Raw genomic sequence first — 19,682 nt, forward strand, 5'->3', positions numbered from 1 at the left:
TGTCGCCCGCCGTGCGGCCCACGTCCCCGGCTTTGCCCGCCAGGTGCGGCGCCAACAACGCCCACGCGCGGTCACTGATTTCATCTAAACTTTGCACGAACGCAAAGATAATTGTCCGTACAACCTAACAAACTGTTAATTTATATATTTAATTTCCTGCAAGGCGAAAGTTCTGAGCTCATTGTCAATTTCGACCACCAAGCGCCCGGTTTCATCGACGCCCACAATCTGACCGCGCACCAGCCGGCCGGCTACTTCGTAGGTGTGGTGCTCCTGGTAGCGGTAGAGCGCCTGCAGGTAGTCGAAGCGCAACATGGCCAGCCGGCCGGCCCGCAGCATGAGGTAGCGGCGTTCCAAGTACTCCAGCAGCCGCGTTGCCAGGGTAGGCAGGGCATAGGTGCGGTCGGTGATACTGGCCAGGGAAGTAGCCGTCGGAATCTCAAATTCCCGCTGGTTCACGTTTATCCCAATTCCTACTATGCTATATTGAATCTTGGCGCCGCTTATGGTGTTTTCAATCAAGATGCCCCCCAGCTTTTGCGTGCCGAAATAGATATCGTTCGGCCACTTCAGCCGTAGGGCGGCATCGGCACCCAGCAAACTGCGGACCCAGTCCAGCACGCCTAGCGCTACCGCTTGGCTCAGCTGAAACTGGTCGGTAGGGGCCAAAAAGCGGGGCTGCCAGATGACCGATAATGTCAGGTTTTCGCCCGGAATGGTGTCCCAGCGGTTGCCCCGCTGGCCCCGGCCGGCGGTCTGTTTGTCGGTTATGACGGTGCAGCCATCGGTGGCGCTGTTTTTGACAACAAGGGCCTGCGCTTCGCTGTTTGTCGAGGTGCATTCGGGCAACCAAACAATTTGTTGGCCCGTGAACAGAGTTTGGGGGAATAGTGCCTCCACCTGATTTTCTTACTTTGTGCTTTCAAACCTAACAATACCCTATGAAAAGTACCCTGGTTCGGCAGGATTCAGACAGATTGGCAGACGTAGTCGTCAGCGGCATGCAGGAGAAAAAGGCCGCCGATATCGTAGTGCTCAATCTGAAGGATCTTAAAAACGCAGTAGCTGATTATTTCATCATCTGCTCTGCCTCCTCCGATACCCAACTGGATGCCATTGCGCGTTCGGTGGAAGAAGAAGTTGAAAAGCTTACTGGCCAGAACCCCTGGCAAACTGAAGGCCGCATGAACCGGGAGTGGGTACTGCTCGACTACGTCGACGTAGTCGTGCATGTGTTCCTGCGCGACCGGCGTCAGTTTTATGCGCTGGAGGAGCTGTGGGGTGATGCCCAAATTAAGTATATCACGGAAGAAGCGGCCGCCGTTTAAGGTAAAGCCGGCTTCGGTGCGTCTTAACAATTAGCGTGGGCGGCGGTTCCGCCTTTGTTCTTCGTTACAGAATTCCTTTTCATGCCAGATACAACCCCCAAAAAGAAAAAACCAATGCTGCCCTCGCCGGCTCCCCGGCCGAGCATGCAGATGTGGGTACTTGCTGGGCTGGTGGTGTTCATCTTCGGGATGCTCTTCATCAACCGTAGCAGCTCAACTATTGACATCAACCAGCAGAAGTTTAAGCAAATGCTGCTGGCCGGTGACGTGCGCGACGTAACACTCGTCAACGACCGGGTGGTGGAAGTGCAGTTGAAGCCTGATGCGGCCCGCAACGCCAAGTACAGCCAGGAGCTGAACCGGCGCGGCCCCCTGACGATGGACGCTGGGGCGCAGTACAGCTTCCGCGTAGTCGATGGCAAAACCTTCAAGGAGGACTTGGATAAGATGCAGGCTACTTTGCCCGAAGCTCAACAGGTCGGCCTGAACATCGATACCCGCCAGGGCTACGGCGACCTGCTCACCAGCTGGGGCTTCATCCTGATTCTCTTCGTGGGCTTCTGGTTCCTGATGCGCCGCATGAGTGGCGCGGGCGGACCCGGTGGCCAGATCTTCAACATCGGTAAGAGCCGCGCGGCTCTTTTCGAAGGTGGCGACAAAGTGAAGATTACCTTCAAAGACGTAGCCGGGCTGGAAGAAGCCAAAGAGGAGGTCGAGGAAATCGTGGAGTTCCTGCGGAACCCTTCGAAGTTCACGGTACTCGGTGGTAAAATTCCGAAAGGAGCGTTGCTGGTTGGTCCTCCCGGCACCGGTAAAACCCTGATGGCGAAGGCCGTGGCTGGTGAAGCCGACGTGCCGTTTTTCTCCCTGTCGGGCTCCGACTTCGTGGAAATGTTCGTTGGAGTGGGTGCGGCCCGGGTACGTGACTTGTTTAAGCAAGCCAAAGCCAAAGCGCCGTGCATCATCTTCATCGATGAGATTGACGCCATTGGTCGTAGCCGCTCCCGTGGCAACGTGCCCGGCGGCAACGATGAGCGCGAAAACACGCTCAACTCGCTGCTGGTCGAAATGGATGGCTTTGGTACCGATTCCGGCGTCATCATCCTGGCCGCTACCAACCGGCCCGACACGCTCGACTCTGCCTTGCTACGCCCCGGCCGCTTCGACCGGCAGATCAGCATCGACAAGCCCGATATCAACGGACGCACCCAGATTTTTGATGTGCATTTGAAGCCGCTGACGCTGGGCCCCGATGTGGATGCTCGCAAGCTCGCAGCTCAGACGCCTGGTTTTGCCGGCGCTGAAATTGCCAATGTCTGCAACGAAGCCGCCCTCATTGCCGCCCGCCGCGACAAGAAAATGGTAACAATGCAGGACTTTACTGATGCTGTCGACCGAGTGATTGGCGGCTTGGAGAAAAAGAACAAGATTATTTCGCCCGGTGAGAAGCGTATTGTGGCTTATCATGAAGCTGGTCATGCTATTGCTGGCTGGTTCCTGGAGCACGCCGATCCGCTGGTGAAGGTAAGCATCGTGCCGCGTGGGGTTGCCGCATTGGGGTATGCCCAGTACTTGCCCCGCGAGCAATTCTTGTACAATACTGAGCAGCTCACCGACGAGATGTGCATGGCTTTAGGTGGCCGGGCCGCTGAGGAGCTGGTGTTTGGTAAAATATCGACGGGAGCCTTATCCGATCTGGAGCGTATCACCAAAATGGCCTACAGTATCGTAACCATGTATGGGATGAATGCCAAGCTGGGCAATATCTCCTTTTACGATTCGAAAGGGCAGAACGAATACGGCTTCTCGAAACCCTATTCGGAGGCTACTTCGCAGATGATTGACGAAGAGGTACGCAACATCGTATCCAACGCGTATATCCGTACCAAAGAGCTGTTGACGGAGCGCCGGCACGAGTTGGAGGTAATTGCCAAGGAACTGCTGGATAAGGAAGTGCTGCTCCAAGAAGATCTGGAGCGCCTGGTTGGCAAGCGTCCGTACGACAATCAGACGTCTTATCAAGCGCATATGGCTGGTACTGACCGGAGCGAAACGCTGAGTGAGCGGAAGCAGGAGCATCCGGTGCCGCTGAGCAATGACTTGCCGGAAAATAATCTGCCCGGCATGGAAAACAGACCCCGGGAAGCCGGCAACGATATACCAACCGGCAGCACTGTGTCGTTGGACGTGTAAAGAGTTTTATGCCAGTAAAAAAAGCCAGTCTGTCTCAGGCTGGCTTTTTTTGTGCAGCCGCTGCTACTAGCCTAACGCTATGGTTGCCTGTTCGCTGGTATTTCTATCTTTGAGCTACTCTTCACCTGTTTCCTTTGGTGATTCTTATGTCCGAAACTTCCCGCGACATTATCCTGCGCCGTATTCGCGAATCGTTGCAGATGCCTGCGCCGCAGCCCGCAGCTCCCGATTTCTCGCGGCCTCTGCATCCGGCGCTACACGATGACCTGGCGGTGACGTTTGCCGAAAGCTTCGTCCGAGCTGGTGGTACGTTTTACTACTGCGTTTCGGAGGAGCACTTTTATGACCAGCTGTTCACGTACAAAAAAGACAAAGCCCTCGACAACTTGTATGTGTGGGAGCCAGAGCTGAAAAAGATGCTTCACACCGGTGGAATAGGCTTTATCGGCGACGAAACCGATTGGCTGCCCAAAGCCGACGCGGGCCTGACGACCTGTGAAGCGCTGGTGGCCCGTACCGGCAGCGTATTGGTAAGCGCAGCTAGTGCCAGCGGCCGCCGCTTGAGTATTTATCCGGATCAACACTTGGTGCTGGCTCGTGCTTCTCAGATCGTGCCCGACATCGGGGACGCGCTGAAACGTGTGCAACAGACGCACGACAACAAGCTGCCATCGATGATTTCGCTCACGACAGGTCCCAGCCGCACAGCTGATATTGAAAAAACGTTGGTGCTCGGCGCGCATGGCCCGCGCAGCATCGTACTGTTTTTGTTGGATGATGCCCCCGAAGCAACTGCCTGATCTTGTGCTGCCCGCGGGCCGCAACGTATATTTTGCCTCCGATTTCCATTTGGGCGCCCCTGATGCCGCCCGCTCGGCTGAGCGGGAACGAAAGATTGTGCGCTGGCTCGACCAGTGTGCTGGCGATGCCGCGGCCATTTATTTGGTCGGAGATATTTTCGACTTCTGGTTTGAGTATCGGCATGCGGTGCCGCGCGGCTTCATTCGGCTGCAAGGCAAATTGGCCGAGCTGACGGATGCCGGGATTCCGGTTACGTTTTTCACCGGCAACCACGATATGTGGATGTTCGACTACTTTACCAAGGAGCTCAATATTCCCATTCTGCGCCACCCTTTCAGCCAGCGTATCGGCGGGCAGGAGTTTCACATCGGGCACGGCGACGGTCTCGGTCCGAAGGACTATACCTACAAAGCGCTAAAGCAGATTTTTGCCAGCCCCGTGGCGCAATGGCTGTTTGCGCGTCTGCATCCTAACTTCGGCATTGGGTTAGCCAATAGGTGGAGCCAGCGTAGCCGGATTCAGAACAGCGTGGCCGACGAGCAGTATTTCGGCGACGACGAATGGCTGTTGGTGTACTGTCGGGAACTAGAGCGGCAGCAGCACCACGACTACTACGTGTTTGGCCATCGGCACCTGCCGCTCGACGTGCCAGTGACCCCGCACAGCCGCTACGTAAATCTCGGCGAATGGGTCAATTATTGCTCCTATGCCGTATATGATGGGCATGAACTGGCATTGCGGCACTTTGAGCAGCAGTAAGCAAACAGGGCGATTCACTAGTAGAAGCCGGTGGCCGAAGCTATTGCTGAGCGCGACGTTGAGCGTGTTTTTTTTCCTGCCCGGCTACGCTCAAACAACGGTGCCTTCGGCTGCCTCGGTAGCACCGGCCGCCAAGCCAGCACCAGTGGTGCCCGCTTCGGTCGTCAGTGCAGCTGCGCAACCCGTCGCGGCAGCTGATGCCAACGGCTGGACGCTGGTCCGTACGATTGGGCTGGTTCAGCCCGGCGCGGCTTCTCTGGATCGGCGTGGCAACCTTTATCTGGCCGATGGCCAGAATAACATTCATCAGTATGGCCCCGATGGTCAGGCTCTGAATACGTATTCGCCTCCCCAGCCCGGCCACACCGCCCAGATTGAAGCCTGGAATACCTCGAAGGTGCTCGTGTTCTACGACGACCGCCAAGAAGTGCTACTCCTAGACCGGTTTATGGCTCCCATCACGCAAGTGCGGCTCCCCGATTTGCTCGATGGCATAGTGCGGGCAGCCACGCTGGCTCCCGATGACCGGCTGTGGCTGTTGGACGAGAGCAGTCTGGCACTCCGCCAATACGACCCTACGGGCCAACGTCTGGCCCTCACCACGCCATTGGATTTGTTGATCGGGCGCTCCAAACCCGACTTTCGGTTCTTGCGCCAGTATCAAAACAACCTGTATCTGGTGGACCGTACCAGCGGCATTTTTGTGTTCGATAACCTCGGTAACTACCGCAAAAAGCTGCCGTTTCCGGGATTAAGCGCTGTCGGTTTTCGAGGTGATGAGCTCTACTATTTGACTGACCAAACAGTCCGGTTCTTTCATCTATATACCCTAACCGAACGCACTTTGCCGTTGCCCACTGGCAGTACAGCAGTGAATCAGGTTTTGCTGGGTGAGCAGTTTGCGTATGTTATAACGCCGACCGGAGTTCTGGTATACAAGTTTTGAGCCGCAAGGCGGAGGCAGGTCTGCTCAGATTTGAGATATACAGGTACTGCGGTAAGACGGGTTTTCGTGCCCGTAAGCAGTGTTTGGCGGCACAGTAGTCCGCAGTGAGGTTCATTTTCCCATCTGCGCTGCCTGTTTTTTCTATCTTTATTATCCTTGCCCGCGTAGGGTCGGAACCTGGTAGCTTATATCCTTTCCTTGATGCGTCACTTTGCCCGAGTATTCCGCTATTCCACAGTACTATCGGGAATAGTGTGCGTCGGTGCGCTTCTCAGCTTACCGAATGATGCAGCAGCGCAGCAAGCGAAGCCGCTGAATCGCAAAGTAGCGCCAGCATTAGTTGATGGTCCATCGGAAGCCATCACCCAGACAGTGCGGGTAAGCCTACGGGAGAAAGACGCATTTCTGGCCTGGATGCATCGTACGCTGCCGGGTACTACAATACGCGCGGTGCCAGAAGCCCCCACGCAGATTCTGCTGCTGGAAAATCTGACCGCCGACCAGATTCAGCTGGTGAGTGCTTCGCCCTGGGTCAATTTTGTGGATGTCGCGCATCGTCGTGCCCATGAGGAGCGTCAGCTCAACCAGTCCGATCTAACGGTCAACAAAATTGCGACGGTGCATACCCGCTTTCCGCAACTGGCCGGGCAGGGGCTCACGATTTCTATTAAGGAAGACGCCTTCGACCCGGCCGATATCGATTTCAAAGACCGGGTTGTGGCTAGTGATTTGTTCACTACTACTTTCTCGCCGCACGCTACGGCCGTGGCTACCTTGGCGGGCGGCAGCGGCAATTCGGCTCCTTCGGGCAAAGGTGTCGCTTGGCAGGCAAGGTTGGCAACGTCGAGCTTCAAAAGCCTGTTTCCCGACGATGGTGCGACCCTAGCCCAAACGGGCGTGTCAGTCCAGAACCATTCGTACGGAGTAGCCGCCATTGAGAACTATTACGGCTTGGAGTCGCAGGCCTACGACCAGCAGATTCGGCAGTATCCTGGTCTGCTGCACGTTTTTTCTTCGGGCAATGTCGGCACGCAAACCAGCACTACAGGCCGCTACGCGGGCATACCGAAAGTGGCTAACCTGACGGGACAATTCAAAACATCCAAAAATACGCTCACCATCGGGGCCACCGATGAGCTGGGACAATTGGCTCCGCTTAGTTCCCGTGGCCCGGCCTACGATGGTCGCATCAAGCCCGAGCTGGTGGCTTATGGAGCCGGCGGCACCTCGGAAGCGGCCGCTCTGGTGTCGGGTACTGGGGCACTGGTACAGCAGGCGTATCAGGCCCGGAATAGTGGTTCGTTGCCGCCAGTAGCTTTGGTAAAAGCCGTTTTGCTCAACAGCGCCGACGATACGGGCCGGCCTGGCGTTGACTTTGAAACCGGGTTTGGCCAGGCAGACGCGGTAGGAGCGGTGCAAACCATTCGTGACCAGCGGTTTTTCCAAGGTTCAGCTGCCCAGAACTCTACGCGCACCTATTCCATCACCGTGCCCGCCGGCCAGCAGGAGCTGAAAGTAACGGTAGCTTGGACTGACCCTGAAGCTTCGCCCACTGCTGCCCAAGCCCTCGTGCATGATCTGGATATGGAGCTGGTACACGTCGGCTCCGGACAGCGCTGGCAGCCGTGGGTACTGAGCACTTACCCACACGCCGATTCATTGGTGCAGCTCCCCAAACGGCGCCCCGATCATTTGAACCCCGTGGAGCAGATATCCATAGCTATTCCCGCAGCCGGCAGCTATGAAATTCGGGTGCGCGGCGCGGTAGTTGGCGCTGTTGCCCAGCCATTCGGCGTCGCCTACGAGTATAGCGCCGGCTTCGAATGGACCCGCCCCGGCGAAACTACCAACCTACGCCCTGGTACTACAAATTTTCTCCGGTGGAACTGGTCGGGAGCTGCTACCGCTACGGGGCAGCTGGAGTACCAGCCATTGGGCACGCAAAAATGGCGTATTCTGCAAGCCAACCTGCCGTTAGCGCGCACTAATTTCAGCTGGGCAGTGCCCGACACAACTACGCTGGCCAGGGTCCGGATGGTGACCAGTAACGCTACTTTCCTCTCCGATACCTTCCTTATAGCGCAACCCCAGACCCCAACCGTGGGTTACGCCTGCGAAGAAGATGCGCTCATCCTGTGGAAACGGATACCCGGGGCTCAACAGTATCAGGTATATCAATTGAGTCAGACGTATCTGCAGCCCTATCTGCTGACGGCTGACACGGCGCTCCTCCTGAACAAGGCGCAGATGCAGGTCCGGTACTATGCCGTCGCCCCGGTTTTTGGTAAAATTACCGGGGAACGAGGCAATACCATTGAGTTCACGGAGCAAGGCACGGCCTGCTATATCAAGTCTTTTCTGCCACGTACCATCGTGACCGATACTGTGCTTTTTGATCTGGAAGTTGGTACGCTGTACGGGTTGAAATCAGTGACGTTGGAGCGGCTCACGCCGGGAGGAGCCATTGCCATCCAAACAATTATTCCGGTACAGGAACTGGTAATGACGTTTCTGGATCCTACGCCAGTGCTTGGCCGTAACGAATACCGCGTTCGGCTGGATCTGGCTGATGGTCGGGTGCTCTATAGCCAGCCGGAAGAAGTGCAGGTCACGCGTTTGGATGAACTACAGGCCTATCCCAACCCTATCGTAGCTGGCGAGACGCTTCGGGTTCTGCTGGCTGAAAGCCCTAATGCGCGCATCCAGCTCTACGATATGACGGGCCGGCTACTCCGCGAAACCATCGAATCGGGGGCCATTAAGGAAGTATCTACCACCGGTTTGGCCAAAGGCATGTACCTGCTACGAGTCCGGACGGAAAGCAGTACCACGTTAACGACGCGCGTAGTAATACTGTAACAGGATAGCGGCCCAGTCGATAAAGGGCCTCCCAGGACTGCCTGCCACCTTTCGAGGAAAACAAAAAGAGGCCGTTGCAGATCTGAGCCAATAGCCTGTAGCAAGCGGGCTGCGGTGCTATTGCGCCTAGTGCCTGTTCTACAGCAAAAGCTAATCCCATACAGTGTCACGAGTAAGTCTCAACCGTAGGTCTTAGGGCAAAGCTAGTCTGATGTCTGCGTACCGAAGTACTACTGTCGCGCCGGTCGGGTCCTATTCAATGAAATTGCGAGCAGGTTTCGGTGGTGTTCAGTGAGCCAGAGCCTTATTTCTGTACTTATGAATTCAGAACGTGTTTGGGGTTTTATTTTTCGCGTCCTGCTGCGCTTGCCGAAGCATCCCTGTTACAATGGCAATTGGCTTACTCTGGTGGTAGAGATGCTTCGGCAAGCGCAGCAGGACGCGAAATCAGCGTTTTTGAAAAATCCCAAATACCTTCTTAGAGGCTAGGTGACAGATCCAGAGGCTGAAAATTAGCTGCCGTAGCGTCACCGTATGCACACAAAAAAAGGCTCGGCTCCATCCGGAGCCAAGCCTTTTCTACAGCCTGTTCGATGGGCTAGTATACGTAGCGCAGAGCAGTTACGTCGTTTGTGTTGAAGGGGCGGTTGGCACCGCTGCCGATGCAAGCCAGCATCCAGGAGTTCGGGTCAGCACCGCTAGGCGTGCCGGGAATGTAGACAGCACCCACTGTGCTAGCACCTTCGTTGGTAAAGGCGCCACCGCAGCTATAAGCGCGGTTGGCATAGTCGGTGTGGCGGAAACCGATGCAGTGACCAACTTCGTGCGCCAGGATAGTGGCGATGTACGTGGTGGCGTTAGCCGTGCCGATAGCACCCGAGTTAACCTGTACGCTGCCGTAGGGGTTGCCGCCCGATGGGAAACCAGCCGAAGCCAAATAACCCGAGCCTGCTGGAGCTGCGCTCAGAACGATGTTGCCACCCGAAGTAACGCGGGTGAAGCGAATGAGCAAATTCTGCGCGTTGTAGCGACGAATCAGCTCGTCAGTAGCGGTTACGTAAGCAGAAGGAAGCGAGGTAGATACCCGGATGCTCACCGTACGACCCGAGCCTACGCTCACCAGGTTGTTGGTGCGATACTGCTCTTCTTCGCCAACGCGCATCATTTTGTAGTCGGACTTGCTGTTCAGAGCCTCCTCTGTCAGCATGATGTCACCTTCTACGAGGTAGCCGCCCTCAACTTTCTGGGCATCCTTGGTAGTGAAGCCCATCTGCTGAATCTTGCTCATGGCATCTTCGGAAATCTCGTTTTTCGCCGTTACGTCTTTTGCCTCTTTCGAGCAAGACGATAAGGAAGCCACCGAGAGGGCGCAAAGAGCTACCGCGGAAAGTACTTTGTTGATTTTCATAAAAGGGTTTGGTTGGGTTGGTTGGTGAGGGATGGATGAATTATGGGCATAAATAGGGGATAAAAATTTAAAATGTCAACGGTTATTTAGTGAAACTTTAAAATAATTGCAAAGTATGCGGGCGAGCGGGTGCGTGTTCCTGTAAAATATGACCCGGTTGCTTATATAACATTTACTATATAATCTCCCCTTCGTCAACAAGCCTGTGCGGGAACTCCTTCACGTAAGGGGCCGGGATATAGATTTTTTAAAGGCCATTAGGCTTGCTTCGGCCAGAGGGAGATACAATACCTGATAGATTACTGCATTTATTTAGTAATCTGATGAAATCCAGAATGATACGACTGGGTGAATCACTGTAGCGGCGAGATTTTAGTAGCATCAGCGCCTCAATTTGCCGATATCTGGCATAGGGGGTGAAATGCTTATCTTTGTTCAAACTGATTCCGTGTGAACGTTTCGTTCACCTCACGATATAAAATCCCAAGCCGTGGCTTGCACTTCTTGTTCCTCGGGCGGCTGTTCTACTTCCGCGACGGGCTGCGGCTCCAAAGGTAGTTGTAGCTCAGGCGGCTGCACGCGTCTGAATGTATTTGACTGGCTGCAGGATGTGGACCTGCCCGTCGATTTTAAAGAGTTTGATATAGTTGAAATCCGTTTTAAAGGCGGCCGCAAAGATTTTTACCGCAACACGCAACGCCTGCCTTTGGTAACCGGCGACGCGGTGGTGATAGAGGCTGCTGGCAACGGCTGGCATCTGGGTCATGTGTCGTTGAAAGGAGAGTTGGTGCGCCTACAGATGCGCAAGAAGAAAGCTCCTGTCGATTCCAACGAGATTCGGGGAGTTCTGCGCGTGGCTACGGAGCAGGATGTAGAGCGCTGGCAAGCTGTGCGCGACCTCGAAACGGGTACTATGTTTCGGGCCCGCTCGGTGGTAGAGGAGCTACGACTGAAGATGAAGCTCTCGGACGTGGAATACCAAGCCGACCGCACCCGCGCCACGTTCTTCTATTCTGCCGATGACCGGGTAGATTTCCGCGACCTGATTAAGCGGCTGGCCGATGAGTTTCGGGTGCGGGTAGAAATGCGGCAGATTTCGCTGCGCCACGAAGCCGGCCGCCTGGGCGGTATTGGCTCCTGCGGGCGTGAGCTGTGCTGTTCTACCTGGCTCACCGATTTCAAGAGCGTGAGCACTACCGCTGCCCGCTACCAGAATCTGAGCCTGAACCCGGCGAAGCTTTCCGGCCAGTGTGGTCGTCTGAAATGCTGCCTCAATTATGAGCTCGATACCTACCTCGATGCGCTAAAAGATATTCCGCAGGTATCGCGCCCGTTGCAAACGGAGAAAGGCGATGCTTTCCTGCAAAAGACGGATATCTTCAAAAAACGCATGTGGTTTGCCTTCCGGGGCGACAACAACTGGGTGATGCTTTCCATTGATCGGGTCCGTGAAATTCAGGACCTCAACAAGCGAAGCGAAAAGCCCGAAAACCTGCTGGCTCCCGTGCTGGAAGCCGAGCGGGAGCCCGAAGTATCGGCCCACGTGGAAGGCAACCTCGACCGCCTCGATGATAAAATAAAGGGCAGCAAGCGACCTAAGCGTAAAAAGAAGAAGGAGGGAGGATCAACTGCTGCTGCCCTCCCGCCGGCCCCGCGTGCCAGCACTTCTGCTCGTGCTGAGAGCGTGACCAAAGCACCTACGGCGGACTCTGCCGACAGCGCTGAGGAGACAACTGCTGGTGAGCCCCGGCGTCCACGCGGGGCCGCAGCCCGGCCACTAAACCGTCGCAACAATCGCGGCCGCGGGGAGAGCAGCCGCGGCCCGGAAAGTGGTAGCAAGGCCGACGGACGCCGCTCCGATGGCAATACGCTGGGTCCGGAAGGTACTGGGGAAGCCCGCCCGCCGCGTGGCGAAGGCCGGCCGCCACGCGCCTCTGCGGGTGGTACGCCGCCGGAAGGCGCGGCTGGCCGTGCCCCGCGTGATGAAAATGCCGAGCGTGGTAGTCGCGGCGGTCGTTCTTCGCGCCGGGGGCCCCGTCGGTCGGGCGGTGGGGAGGGCGGAAATGCGGGTTCTACGCCAGCAAGTGCTTAAGCGTATGCGAAAACTTGCATCGGTAGTCGCCGGGCTGGGAATGCTGCTCTCACTAGCTAGCTGCGACCAAAATCAGGTGTTTGAGCAGAACCTGGACCTTGATAAATACGTCTGGACCGTGCAGCAAAAGCCCGCGTTTACGTTTGATATTCAGGATACTACCCAGCGCTATGACATCTATTTCAACGTGCGCAACCAGTCGGTATACGGGTATTACAACCTGTACGTGAAGCACACCCTACAGGAGCCCAGCGGTAAGCGCGTATCGCAGCTTCTGCACCAGATGCTACTGATGGACCCCCAGACCGGGGAGCCGCGCGGGCAGGGCTCCGGCGACATTTTCGACCACCAGTTTCTGGCGCTGCGTCAGCAGCAGTTTCACCAGACTGGTACGTATAAAATCATCCTGGAGCAGTATATGCGTCAAGACCAGCTGCCGGGTATTATGGCAGTAGGGGTGCGCGTCGCGAAAACAGCGAATTAGCCCTCAAAAGTATAAAAAAGACCTCCCTAGCCGTGGCTGGGGAGGTCTTTTTTATGGCAGCAGCTGAGCAGCCGCTCCAGAAAGGCAGGCTAATCGACCAAACGCACGCTAACGGCGTTCAGGCCTTTTTTGCCCTGCTGCACTTCGAATTCTACGCGGTCAGCATCACGAACGGGTTGCTTAAGGCCCGTGGCGTGTACGAAGATGTCCTCACCACCGCCATCCGGCGTGATGAAGCCAAAGCCCTTGGCTTCATTGAAAAATTTGATAATACCGGTACTCATGCTGGAAGATGGTGAGATGAAAGAATGAGGTAAATGTAAGAGTATTTTTCTCTATTCAAATCGGGGTTTGCAGCACTACGGCGGCGGTTCGTGTGCCGTAGTTACTATGCTGCTCGACGAGCTTCACGCAACTCTTGCGGGTAGGTATAGACCAATACCACCCTGCTCCGGGTAACCAGGGCAGGGTGGGAATAGCTGGGAAAACCCAAAGATTAGCGACAACAGCGAATTAGATTCGCTCAACTTTAACGGCGTTCAATCCTTTTTTACCTTCAATTACGTCAAAGGAAACCCGGTCATTTTCCCGGATTTCGTGTACCAGGCCCGTTTGGTGAACAAATATATCCTCGTTGGTATCATCCTCAACGATGAAACCGAACCCTTTGGACTCATTAAAAAATTTCACTTTGCCAGTTTTCATAACTAGGACTTGGTTGTGTTAGTAAGAGGTTGATACGTGAACAAGGCGGTAAAACTAAGGGTATTTTTTCAATTGTAGCATTGCCTCCAGATAGAACATAGGCCGGTAATTGCTCTGTCAGACCCAGCGTGCGGCCGAACAGCGAAGAGCACGTACCAGAAGGTTCCGCTGGGTGTAGTTGACAGTATGCGCCACTCTTAAGTAGTAATAATCAAGTAACAGAGTGGGTAGGCGGTAGTGCCGGATGATACATCGTGCCGGCCTTTCAGCAGACGAGCCTTCCAGGGATATGGAAGGCTCGTCTGTTGATAAACGCGGATAAGTGGGAGGAAAACAGCTAGCTTTTAGCTTTGAAGCGGTGGCTGTTGTGCTGGGCGAACTGCTCGAAGGTGTGCGGAGCGCAGCCCGTAATGTCTTCTACTGTAGTGGTGATATTCGCCGTGTAGCCCGCCTTGGACAAGCGGTAAAGCTCCAGCATCGCGTCGCGCATCCAGGTTGGCGCCTTGTCCATAGCCTGGCGGGCGGTTTCTTCTGGTACATCAACGTAGTGCACCGGCTGGCCCGTGGCCTGCCCGATGGCTGCTGCTGCCTCGGCGATGCCCAAGGCTTGCGGGCCGCTGAGCTCGTAGGCTTTGCCGTGGTGCTCCGTGGTGTCGGCGCTGAGAATCTGGGCGGCGGTGGCGGCAATATCGCGCGCATCGATGTAGCTGACTTTCGCCTCACCCAGGGGCATATAAATCTTCCCTTCCTGACAGATTGAATCAGCGTTGTAATTCACGAAATTCTGCATGAAGCTGCCGGGCCGCAGATGGGTGAACGGAATACCGCTCTGCTCCAGATATTTTTCGACTTCCCGATGCCAGCGGCCCAACTGAATACCCGGCTCCACAGCTGCCCCGGCTACGGAAAGCCGCACAATGTGCTGCACGCCAGCTTGCTTGGCGGCATCAATAACGCGCTGGCCGATTGCCACTTGGTCCTCGGTGAAAGGGGTAATCAGGAAAAGGCGGTTCACGCCGGTCAGGGCTACCTGCAGCGTTTGGGGCTTGTCGTAGTCCAGCTCCACCAGCTGCACATCGGGGTTGAGCTGCTTGAGCCGGTCGCCTTTGATGAGGGAGTGCACGCCGGCGCGCACGGTCAGGCCGCGGTTCGACAGGGCTTTAATTGATTCGGTACCAACAGTGCCCGTGGCACCCGTAACCAGGATAGTATTGGACATGGTTAAATGATTTAGAGAAAAAGAAGAAAACTTGCCTGTTGCAGTGCCGCCGCCTTATTTCCGATAGGTAGCCCGGTAAATCTTGCCCTTCTCGTTGCTGAATACAAAGTCGCGGTCAGTAACGAAAACCAGCGCCTCGGCCTGCCCGCTGGTCGGAATTGGCAAACAGGTTTTGGCCCCATCGAAAAGCTTACGGCCGGCAGCCACGTCGATTAAGTATACGTGGCCGTAGCCCAGCAGGGCTACCGTGCGGCCATCGGGGCTGATGTCGGCGGCCGTAATCCAGGTATTGATCTGGACGCTATCCACGAGACGGGCCGTGTAGGTGCCGGGGCGGGCCGGCAGCACATACTGCTTTACCCAGTGCCCTTCGCCCCGGTTTTTGGTGAACAGATACAGGCTATCCTGCCGGTAATAGAACGCTTCGCAGTCGAAGTTACGCCCGGGCTTTTTCGGAGGGAAGCGGTGCTGGTCGGGGTAGCTGAAACGGATGGTGTCGACTTCCTGCAGCGTGGGGCCACCCAGGCGGTAGATGGCCAGGTTGCGGCGCTTATTCTGGTTGTTGCCGAAGTCGCCGACGAAGAGGTGGTTGTCTTCGTCGCGCGTCAGGTCCTCCCAGTCGTTGTTGGCTAGGAGTTCCAGGTTGAGGGTTTGGAGCAGGTCGCCTTGCTGCGTAATGCGGTAGAGCTTGGCCGTGTTGCCGCCGTCGCCGTGGGTCCAGAGGTCACCGGTGGCGTTAGCTATTTCCAGGCCCGAGCTTTCCACGACTTCGGTCTTAGCCATGCGGCCTACCTGCTTCACATCGTAGGCCTGGCTTACTTTCTCAAAGTTACCCCGGCCCTCATCCGTGGCGCAGCCACAGAGCACAGACTGGATAAATACCAAAACCGGGAACAGCTTATCGCGCAGCAAAAACAGCATTGTAGAAGATCGTTAGCAGGGAAATACGGCTTGGCGTAGCGCACAAGAGCTCATCGTCCATACGCAGTATGGCCCCCAATGGGCCAAGCTGCTGTCGTACACAGCAGTGTAGTGCAAGTAATTGTTTTTTAAACGGCAGGCTAGCAGTATCTTGGTGGAGTTAACTTTTTACTGTTCAGTCTTGTCAATGCATTTTCGCTGCGTTCTGCTGCTGGTTTCTGGCTTGCTTAGTCTGCGTGCTACCGCCCAGCGGCCCACTGTGGGGCCAGTGCCCGACTCCAGTCTGGTAACAGCTGCGGCCGCGCCGTTGCGGCCAACCAGCACGGTTTCCCGTCAGGCACTACGGTTCCTGGCGCGGCCTGCTACGCTACGGGTCGCAGTGCCGCTCACGCTGATTGGCGTGGCGTGGCTAAGTAGTCAGGATAATATGCTGCGCCGGGCCAAGATTGAGTTTCAACAAGGAACCCGCGAAGCCTTTCCTACTTTCAATACTCGTCTCGATGACTATACCCGACACGTGCCACTGGCGGCTGCCTACGCGCTGCAAGTGGCTGGCGTGAAAGGAGAGCGGGGTGTCGTGCCGTTCACCCTGATGTATCTGGTGGCCCACCAGCTGAATATGGGTGTAACCAGCAACCTCAAACGGCTCTGCCGCGAGCAGCGCCCCGATATTGCCACCGATTACAGCTCTTTCCCGTCGTCGCACACGAGTGCAGCTTTCATGACGGCGACGCTGCTGCATGAGCAATATGGGAAGGTGAATCCCTGGATCAGCGTGGGCGGCTACGCCGTAGCCACGGCCACCGGCGCTATGCGCGTGCTACACAACCGCCATTGGATAACTGACGTGGTTGCCGGGGCTGGTATCGGGTTTCTATCGGCTGAGGCGGTCTGGCGCTTGTATCCGGCCATGACGCGCCTGCTTCCCGACAAGCTGGCCCACAAGCTGCTGCTGGTGCCCACGTATGCGCCGGGTGGGGCGCTGGGCATTACGATGGTCATGCGGCAATAGACAAGGAGGCTGTCTAGAAAGTAAAATAGAACGTCATGTCGACCACCGGGAGACATCTCGCGTGCAATAGTATATGATTACTGTGGCAACGTCAGCACGCGAGATGTCTCCCAGTGGTCGACATGACGTTTTAGCGTGTTTCGAGCGACTTCCTAAACAGCTTCAAGGTCAGGGAATATCAAAACCGCAGGTAGGGGCGGAGCTTTTCCAGCGTTTCAGCATCCATAATCCGGATTTGGCGCAGGTCGTCGGCTTGCCGGAAAGGCGGATGCTGCTGGCGAAATGCCACGACCACCCGGGCTAGCCGCTTGCCCATGTAGGGATGCGCCTGCAGTACCTCGAACGGCGCAGTGTTGACATCGATGGGCGCGGGCGCGAAGGCGGGGGCCACAAACGTGTATTTGCGCAGGCTGTCGACCAGGTCAGGGGCGTCGCGCAGGGTATATATTTCCGCCAGCTGGTCTTCGCGCAGGAAGCCGCCCAGCTGCAGCCGATACTCGACTACCCGCCTGGACAGTCCCCGCCCAATACCGCGAATCTGCATCAGCTGAGTGGTATCGGCCAAGTTCAGGTCGAAGGGCGCCAGATGGGTGGGCTTGCGGGCATATTTGCTCGGCGCTTTGGGCTCGTATGAGCGAGAAAACTCCCCCTTGCCGGCCGCATACGCAGCACGGCTGGCGCGCGGTGGCAACTGGTCGGGCAGTTGCATATAGGGAGCCAGGCGCGCATACACAGAATCAGGAAAGCCGTAGGTGCGCCGAATCTGCTCTTTGGCTTTAAAGCCCCCGATGACGTCCCGGAAGCGCACAATGCGCTGGGCCAAAAAGTGAGCCAGACCCCGGGCTTCCCAGTCGGTGGCGGTCAGGGCATTGGGGTCGAAAGGAGCCAGCGGTACCTGCGCAACCACGGCCCGGCGGGGATATGTCCGCCGGGCGTAGCGCGGCGCAAACACGCGAGGCTGCCGCCGGGTGGTCAGCTCGGCGGCCAGCTGGTCGAGGCGTTGTTGGTCGGGTGTTGGGTTGTAGGCGGGTAACGCTGGGAGCAGCAGCTTCGGGGCCGCCAGCAGCAGCAGTAGCAGCACCAATAGCACCGCCATGCCCGAGGTTTCACGGCGCGAGAAACCAAAATACCGCCGGGTCCAGCGCTGCCAGCCAGTGGCGGGCGAAGATTTATTACTCTTATGTTTCACGAGATATTGTACTAGCTGCCGCATAATAAAAAAATGGCGGCAGAGCGGCTAACGAAGCCAATGCTTATTTTCAGGAAAATGCTATCCTCAGCCGGGTAGCAGGCAAAACGCGCCGGGCGCCGGGCAAAGCCGGAATAAGTTGGGTAGCGGATGCCGGCAAACGCGGCGACATCCGAATACCTTGGGGCTCGTAATTGTCAATAAACCGGTGCCAGGGTGTAATATTACACCCCGATTCCCGCTACCCATATTCTACCTCGTCTGTCATGAGCAAGTCTGCCCCGCGTACCACCGAGTTTCTGGACCATCTTGCCGCCGACTTGCACACGTTGCGGGAGGTGACGACGCGCCGGTTTCGCCCGCTTTCCGACGACCAGCTCAACCGCCGGCCCGCCACCGACAAGTGGAGCGTGGGCCAGTGTCTGGAGCATCTCAACATCATCGGGGGGCACTACCTACCCACGATCAGCCGCAAGCTCAAGCAGGCCCAGGAGCGGGGCAGCCGCCCGGCCGAGACGGTGAAGTCGGGCTTCTTTGGCCACAAGCTGATTGAGGCCATGCAGATACCGGCCAGCGAGAAGCCGTTGAAGTCGCCGCAGCAGTATGCGCCCAGCGGCAGCCGTCTGCCCCGCACGGTAGTAGAGGTATTCGGGCGGCAGCTCGATGAGCTACTCAACATCGTGCAGCAGGCGCGCAGCATTAATGCCAACGCGGTGCGAATTGCGAATCCTATCATTCCGCTGCTCTACCTGCGCCTGACCGACCAGCTGGAGTTCATCGTTGTGCACTTGCAGCGCCACGTGGCGCAGGCCGAGCGGGTGCTGGATGCCAGCCCGACCCAGCAGTAGCAGCAGCGGCCTTATACGCACAAAAAAAGCGCCTTACGTAGTGTAAGACGCTTTTTGCTTTTCGGATCGAGTGCTGTTACTCGCCGAAGAAGTACGAGATGCTCAGGTTTAGCACCCGGTTCTTTATTTTGTTTTCTGGCTCCTTGTCATCCTCATCATTCGGAATCAGATTGGATAGGCCAAAGCCATACCCCAGCTGCGCCTGAATGGGGCCCGCTTTGTAGCCGATACCAGCATTGGCGCCAAGATCCAGGCTGCGCACATAGTCCGTATCGTCCTCATCGCCATACTTGTTGGCGAATTTAATCTTGTTTTCGCCCTTTTCATTGATTGAGCCGGCGCCGGAGCCGCCAGAAAACTCATACTTAGACTTGCCACCCAGACCAATACCGATGTAAGGTCCGGCAAAAATCTGGAAGCCTTCGGTTTCACCGAGCGTATAGACCACGTTTATCGGAATCTCAGCGTAGCTCAGCCGAGTAGTTTCCTCGTATTTGAACTTAACGCCGCTGTTGGTTTCTTCTTCGTCTATTTTGTAGCCCTTCTGGGAAAAGAGCAGGGAAGGCTGAATGGACAAATTGCCGAACTGCGCGTTCAGCGTCAGGCCAATTTGGGGGCCAAGCACAATATTGGTGTCAAACTCGTCGTCGCTGTCTTTAAAATCCTGCGAGATATTCGCTGCGTTCAGACCTACGCGAGGCCCGAAGGTAATTTGGGCTTGCGCCGAGGTGGCACCGGCTACTACCAGCGCGGCGGCCAACAGGCCATTGCGTACGTGCTTTTTCATAATGGTAAGGAAGAGAGTGAGAAATAGGTGAGCCTGTATTCGTTGACGAAGCAAATATAGGATTATTGGAAGTACTTTACTGGATGTAACAATTTTATTTGCAGTTCAATAATCGGAAAAATGCACAAACT

At 56.2% G+C, this 19,682-nt stretch carries 18 protein-coding genes; 10 read left to right on the forward strand and 8 right to left on the reverse strand.

Annotated elements, in window-relative coordinates; genetic code table 11:
• Nucleotides 1–135: 135 nt before the first annotated feature.
• The gene (locus tag E5J99_RS14905; RefSeq protein WP_245319019.1) at nt 136–849 is read right to left on the reverse strand and encodes a biotin--[acetyl-CoA-carboxylase] ligase; all 714 of its coding nucleotides are present in this window, start codon (nt 847–849) and stop codon (nt 136–138) included.
• Nucleotides 850–941: 92 nt separating this feature from the next.
• Here E5J99_RS14905 and rsfS point away from each other — a divergent pair, with 92 nt between their 5' ends.
• The 6 genes from rsfS to E5J99_RS14935 all read left to right on the forward strand — a co-directional run bounded on the left by rsfS (nt 942) and on the right by E5J99_RS14935 (nt 8,886).
• On the forward strand, nt 942–1,328 hold the full coding sequence (gene rsfS / locus E5J99_RS14910; RefSeq protein WP_135498615.1) for a ribosome silencing factor: 387 nt from the start codon (nt 942–944) through the stop codon (nt 1,326–1,328).
• 81 nt (nt 1,329–1,409) lie between these two features.
• Nucleotides 1,410–3,521 (forward strand): ATP-dependent zinc metalloprotease FtsH, encoded by a 2,112-nt coding sequence (gene ftsH, locus E5J99_RS14915; RefSeq protein ID WP_135498616.1) that lies wholly within the window; start codon nt 1,410–1,412, stop codon nt 3,519–3,521.
• 146 nt (nt 3,522–3,667) lie between these two features.
• Entirely contained in the window at nt 3,668–4,321 is a 654-nt protein-coding gene (locus E5J99_RS14920) for a LutC/YkgG family protein (RefSeq protein WP_135498617.1), read from the forward strand.
• Nucleotides 4,296–5,081: a UDP-2,3-diacylglucosamine diphosphatase gene (locus tag E5J99_RS14925; RefSeq protein ID WP_135498618.1), complete on the forward strand. Its 786-nt coding sequence runs from the start codon at nt 4,296–4,298 to the stop codon at nt 5,079–5,081. The genes E5J99_RS14920 and E5J99_RS14925 overlap by 26 nt, the downstream gene beginning before the upstream one ends.
• Before the next feature lie 58 nt (nt 5,082–5,139).
• Entirely contained in the window at nt 5,140–6,027 is an 888-nt protein-coding gene (locus E5J99_RS14930) for an NHL repeat-containing protein (protein WP_135498619.1), read from the forward strand.
• Nucleotides 6,028–6,228: 201 nt separating this feature from the next.
• Nucleotides 6,229–8,886: a S8 family serine peptidase gene (locus tag E5J99_RS14935; protein ID WP_135498620.1), complete on the forward strand. Its 2,658-nt coding sequence runs from the start codon at nt 6,229–6,231 to the stop codon at nt 8,884–8,886.
• Between the two features lie 598 nt (nt 8,887–9,484).
• Here the strand turns inward: E5J99_RS14935 and E5J99_RS14940 are convergent.
• Nucleotides 9,485–10,294: a M57 family metalloprotease gene (locus tag E5J99_RS14940; RefSeq protein ID WP_135498621.1), complete on the reverse strand. Its 810-nt coding sequence runs from the start codon at nt 10,292–10,294 to the stop codon at nt 9,485–9,487.
• A gap of 490 nt (nt 10,295–10,784) precedes the next feature.
• On the opposite strand from E5J99_RS14940, the gene ricT reads away from it, so the two are divergent.
• Nucleotides 10,785–12,386: a PSP1 domain-containing protein gene (gene ricT, locus E5J99_RS14945; RefSeq protein ID WP_167852156.1), complete on the forward strand. Its 1,602-nt coding sequence runs from the start codon at nt 10,785–10,787 to the stop codon at nt 12,384–12,386.
• Nucleotides 12,387–12,390: 4 nt separating this feature from the next.
• The gene (locus E5J99_RS14950; protein WP_135498622.1) at nt 12,391–12,870 is read left to right on the forward strand and encodes a gliding motility lipoprotein GldH; all 480 of its coding nucleotides are present in this window, start codon (nt 12,391–12,393) and stop codon (nt 12,868–12,870) included.
• 89 nt (nt 12,871–12,959) lie between these two features.
• Here E5J99_RS14950 and E5J99_RS14955 read toward each other — a convergent pair whose 3' ends face one another.
• The 4 genes from E5J99_RS14955 to E5J99_RS14970 form a co-directional block, all read right to left on the reverse strand.
• Nucleotides 12,960–13,154, reverse strand: coding sequence for a cold-shock protein (locus tag E5J99_RS14955; protein WP_100337462.1), 195 nt, complete (start codon nt 13,152–13,154; stop codon nt 12,960–12,962).
• 229 nt (nt 13,155–13,383) lie between these two features.
• Nucleotides 13,384–13,575 (reverse strand): cold-shock protein, encoded by a 192-nt coding sequence (locus E5J99_RS14960; RefSeq protein WP_135498623.1) that lies wholly within the window; start codon nt 13,573–13,575, stop codon nt 13,384–13,386.
• 337 nt (nt 13,576–13,912) lie between these two features.
• A complete protein-coding gene (locus E5J99_RS14965; RefSeq protein ID WP_135498624.1) occupies nt 13,913–14,794 on the reverse strand; it encodes an SDR family oxidoreductase in 882 nt (293 codons plus the stop codon).
• Nucleotides 14,795–14,848: 54 nt separating this feature from the next.
• Nucleotides 14,849–15,715 (reverse strand): hypothetical protein, encoded by an 867-nt coding sequence (locus E5J99_RS14970; protein WP_135498625.1) that lies wholly within the window; start codon nt 15,713–15,715, stop codon nt 14,849–14,851.
• Nucleotides 15,716–15,902: 187 nt separating this feature from the next.
• Between E5J99_RS14970 and E5J99_RS14975 the strand changes: the two genes are divergently transcribed.
• Entirely contained in the window at nt 15,903–16,727 is an 825-nt protein-coding gene (locus E5J99_RS14975; RefSeq protein ID WP_135498626.1) for a phosphatase PAP2 family protein, read from the forward strand.
• Nucleotides 16,728–16,905: 178 nt separating this feature from the next.
• Here E5J99_RS14975 and E5J99_RS14980 read toward each other — a convergent pair whose 3' ends face one another.
• Nucleotides 16,906–17,916: a ComEA family DNA-binding protein gene (locus tag E5J99_RS14980; RefSeq protein ID WP_167852157.1), complete on the reverse strand. Its 1,011-nt coding sequence runs from the start codon at nt 17,914–17,916 to the stop codon at nt 16,906–16,908.
• A 266-nt stretch (nt 17,917–18,182) separates the two neighbouring features.
• Between E5J99_RS14980 and E5J99_RS14985 the strand changes: the two genes are divergently transcribed.
• Nucleotides 18,183–18,764, forward strand: a complete 582-nt coding sequence (locus tag E5J99_RS14985) for a DinB family protein (RefSeq protein ID WP_135498628.1) — start codon at nt 18,183–18,185, stop codon at nt 18,762–18,764.
• Nucleotides 18,765–18,840: 76 nt separating this feature from the next.
• Here the strand turns inward: E5J99_RS14985 and E5J99_RS14990 are convergent, their stop codons facing one another.
• Nucleotides 18,841–19,551 carry a porin family protein gene (locus E5J99_RS14990; protein ID WP_135498629.1) on the reverse strand — a complete coding sequence of 237 codons (711 nt, stop codon included), beginning with the start codon at nt 19,549–19,551 and terminating at the stop codon, nt 18,841–18,843.
• Between the last annotated feature and the right edge of the window lie 131 nt (nt 19,552–19,682).

It is taken from the genome of Hymenobacter elongatus, assembly GCF_004745955.1.
Taxonomy (GTDB): Bacteria; Bacteroidota; Bacteroidia; order Cytophagales; family Hymenobacteraceae; genus Hymenobacter; species Hymenobacter elongatus.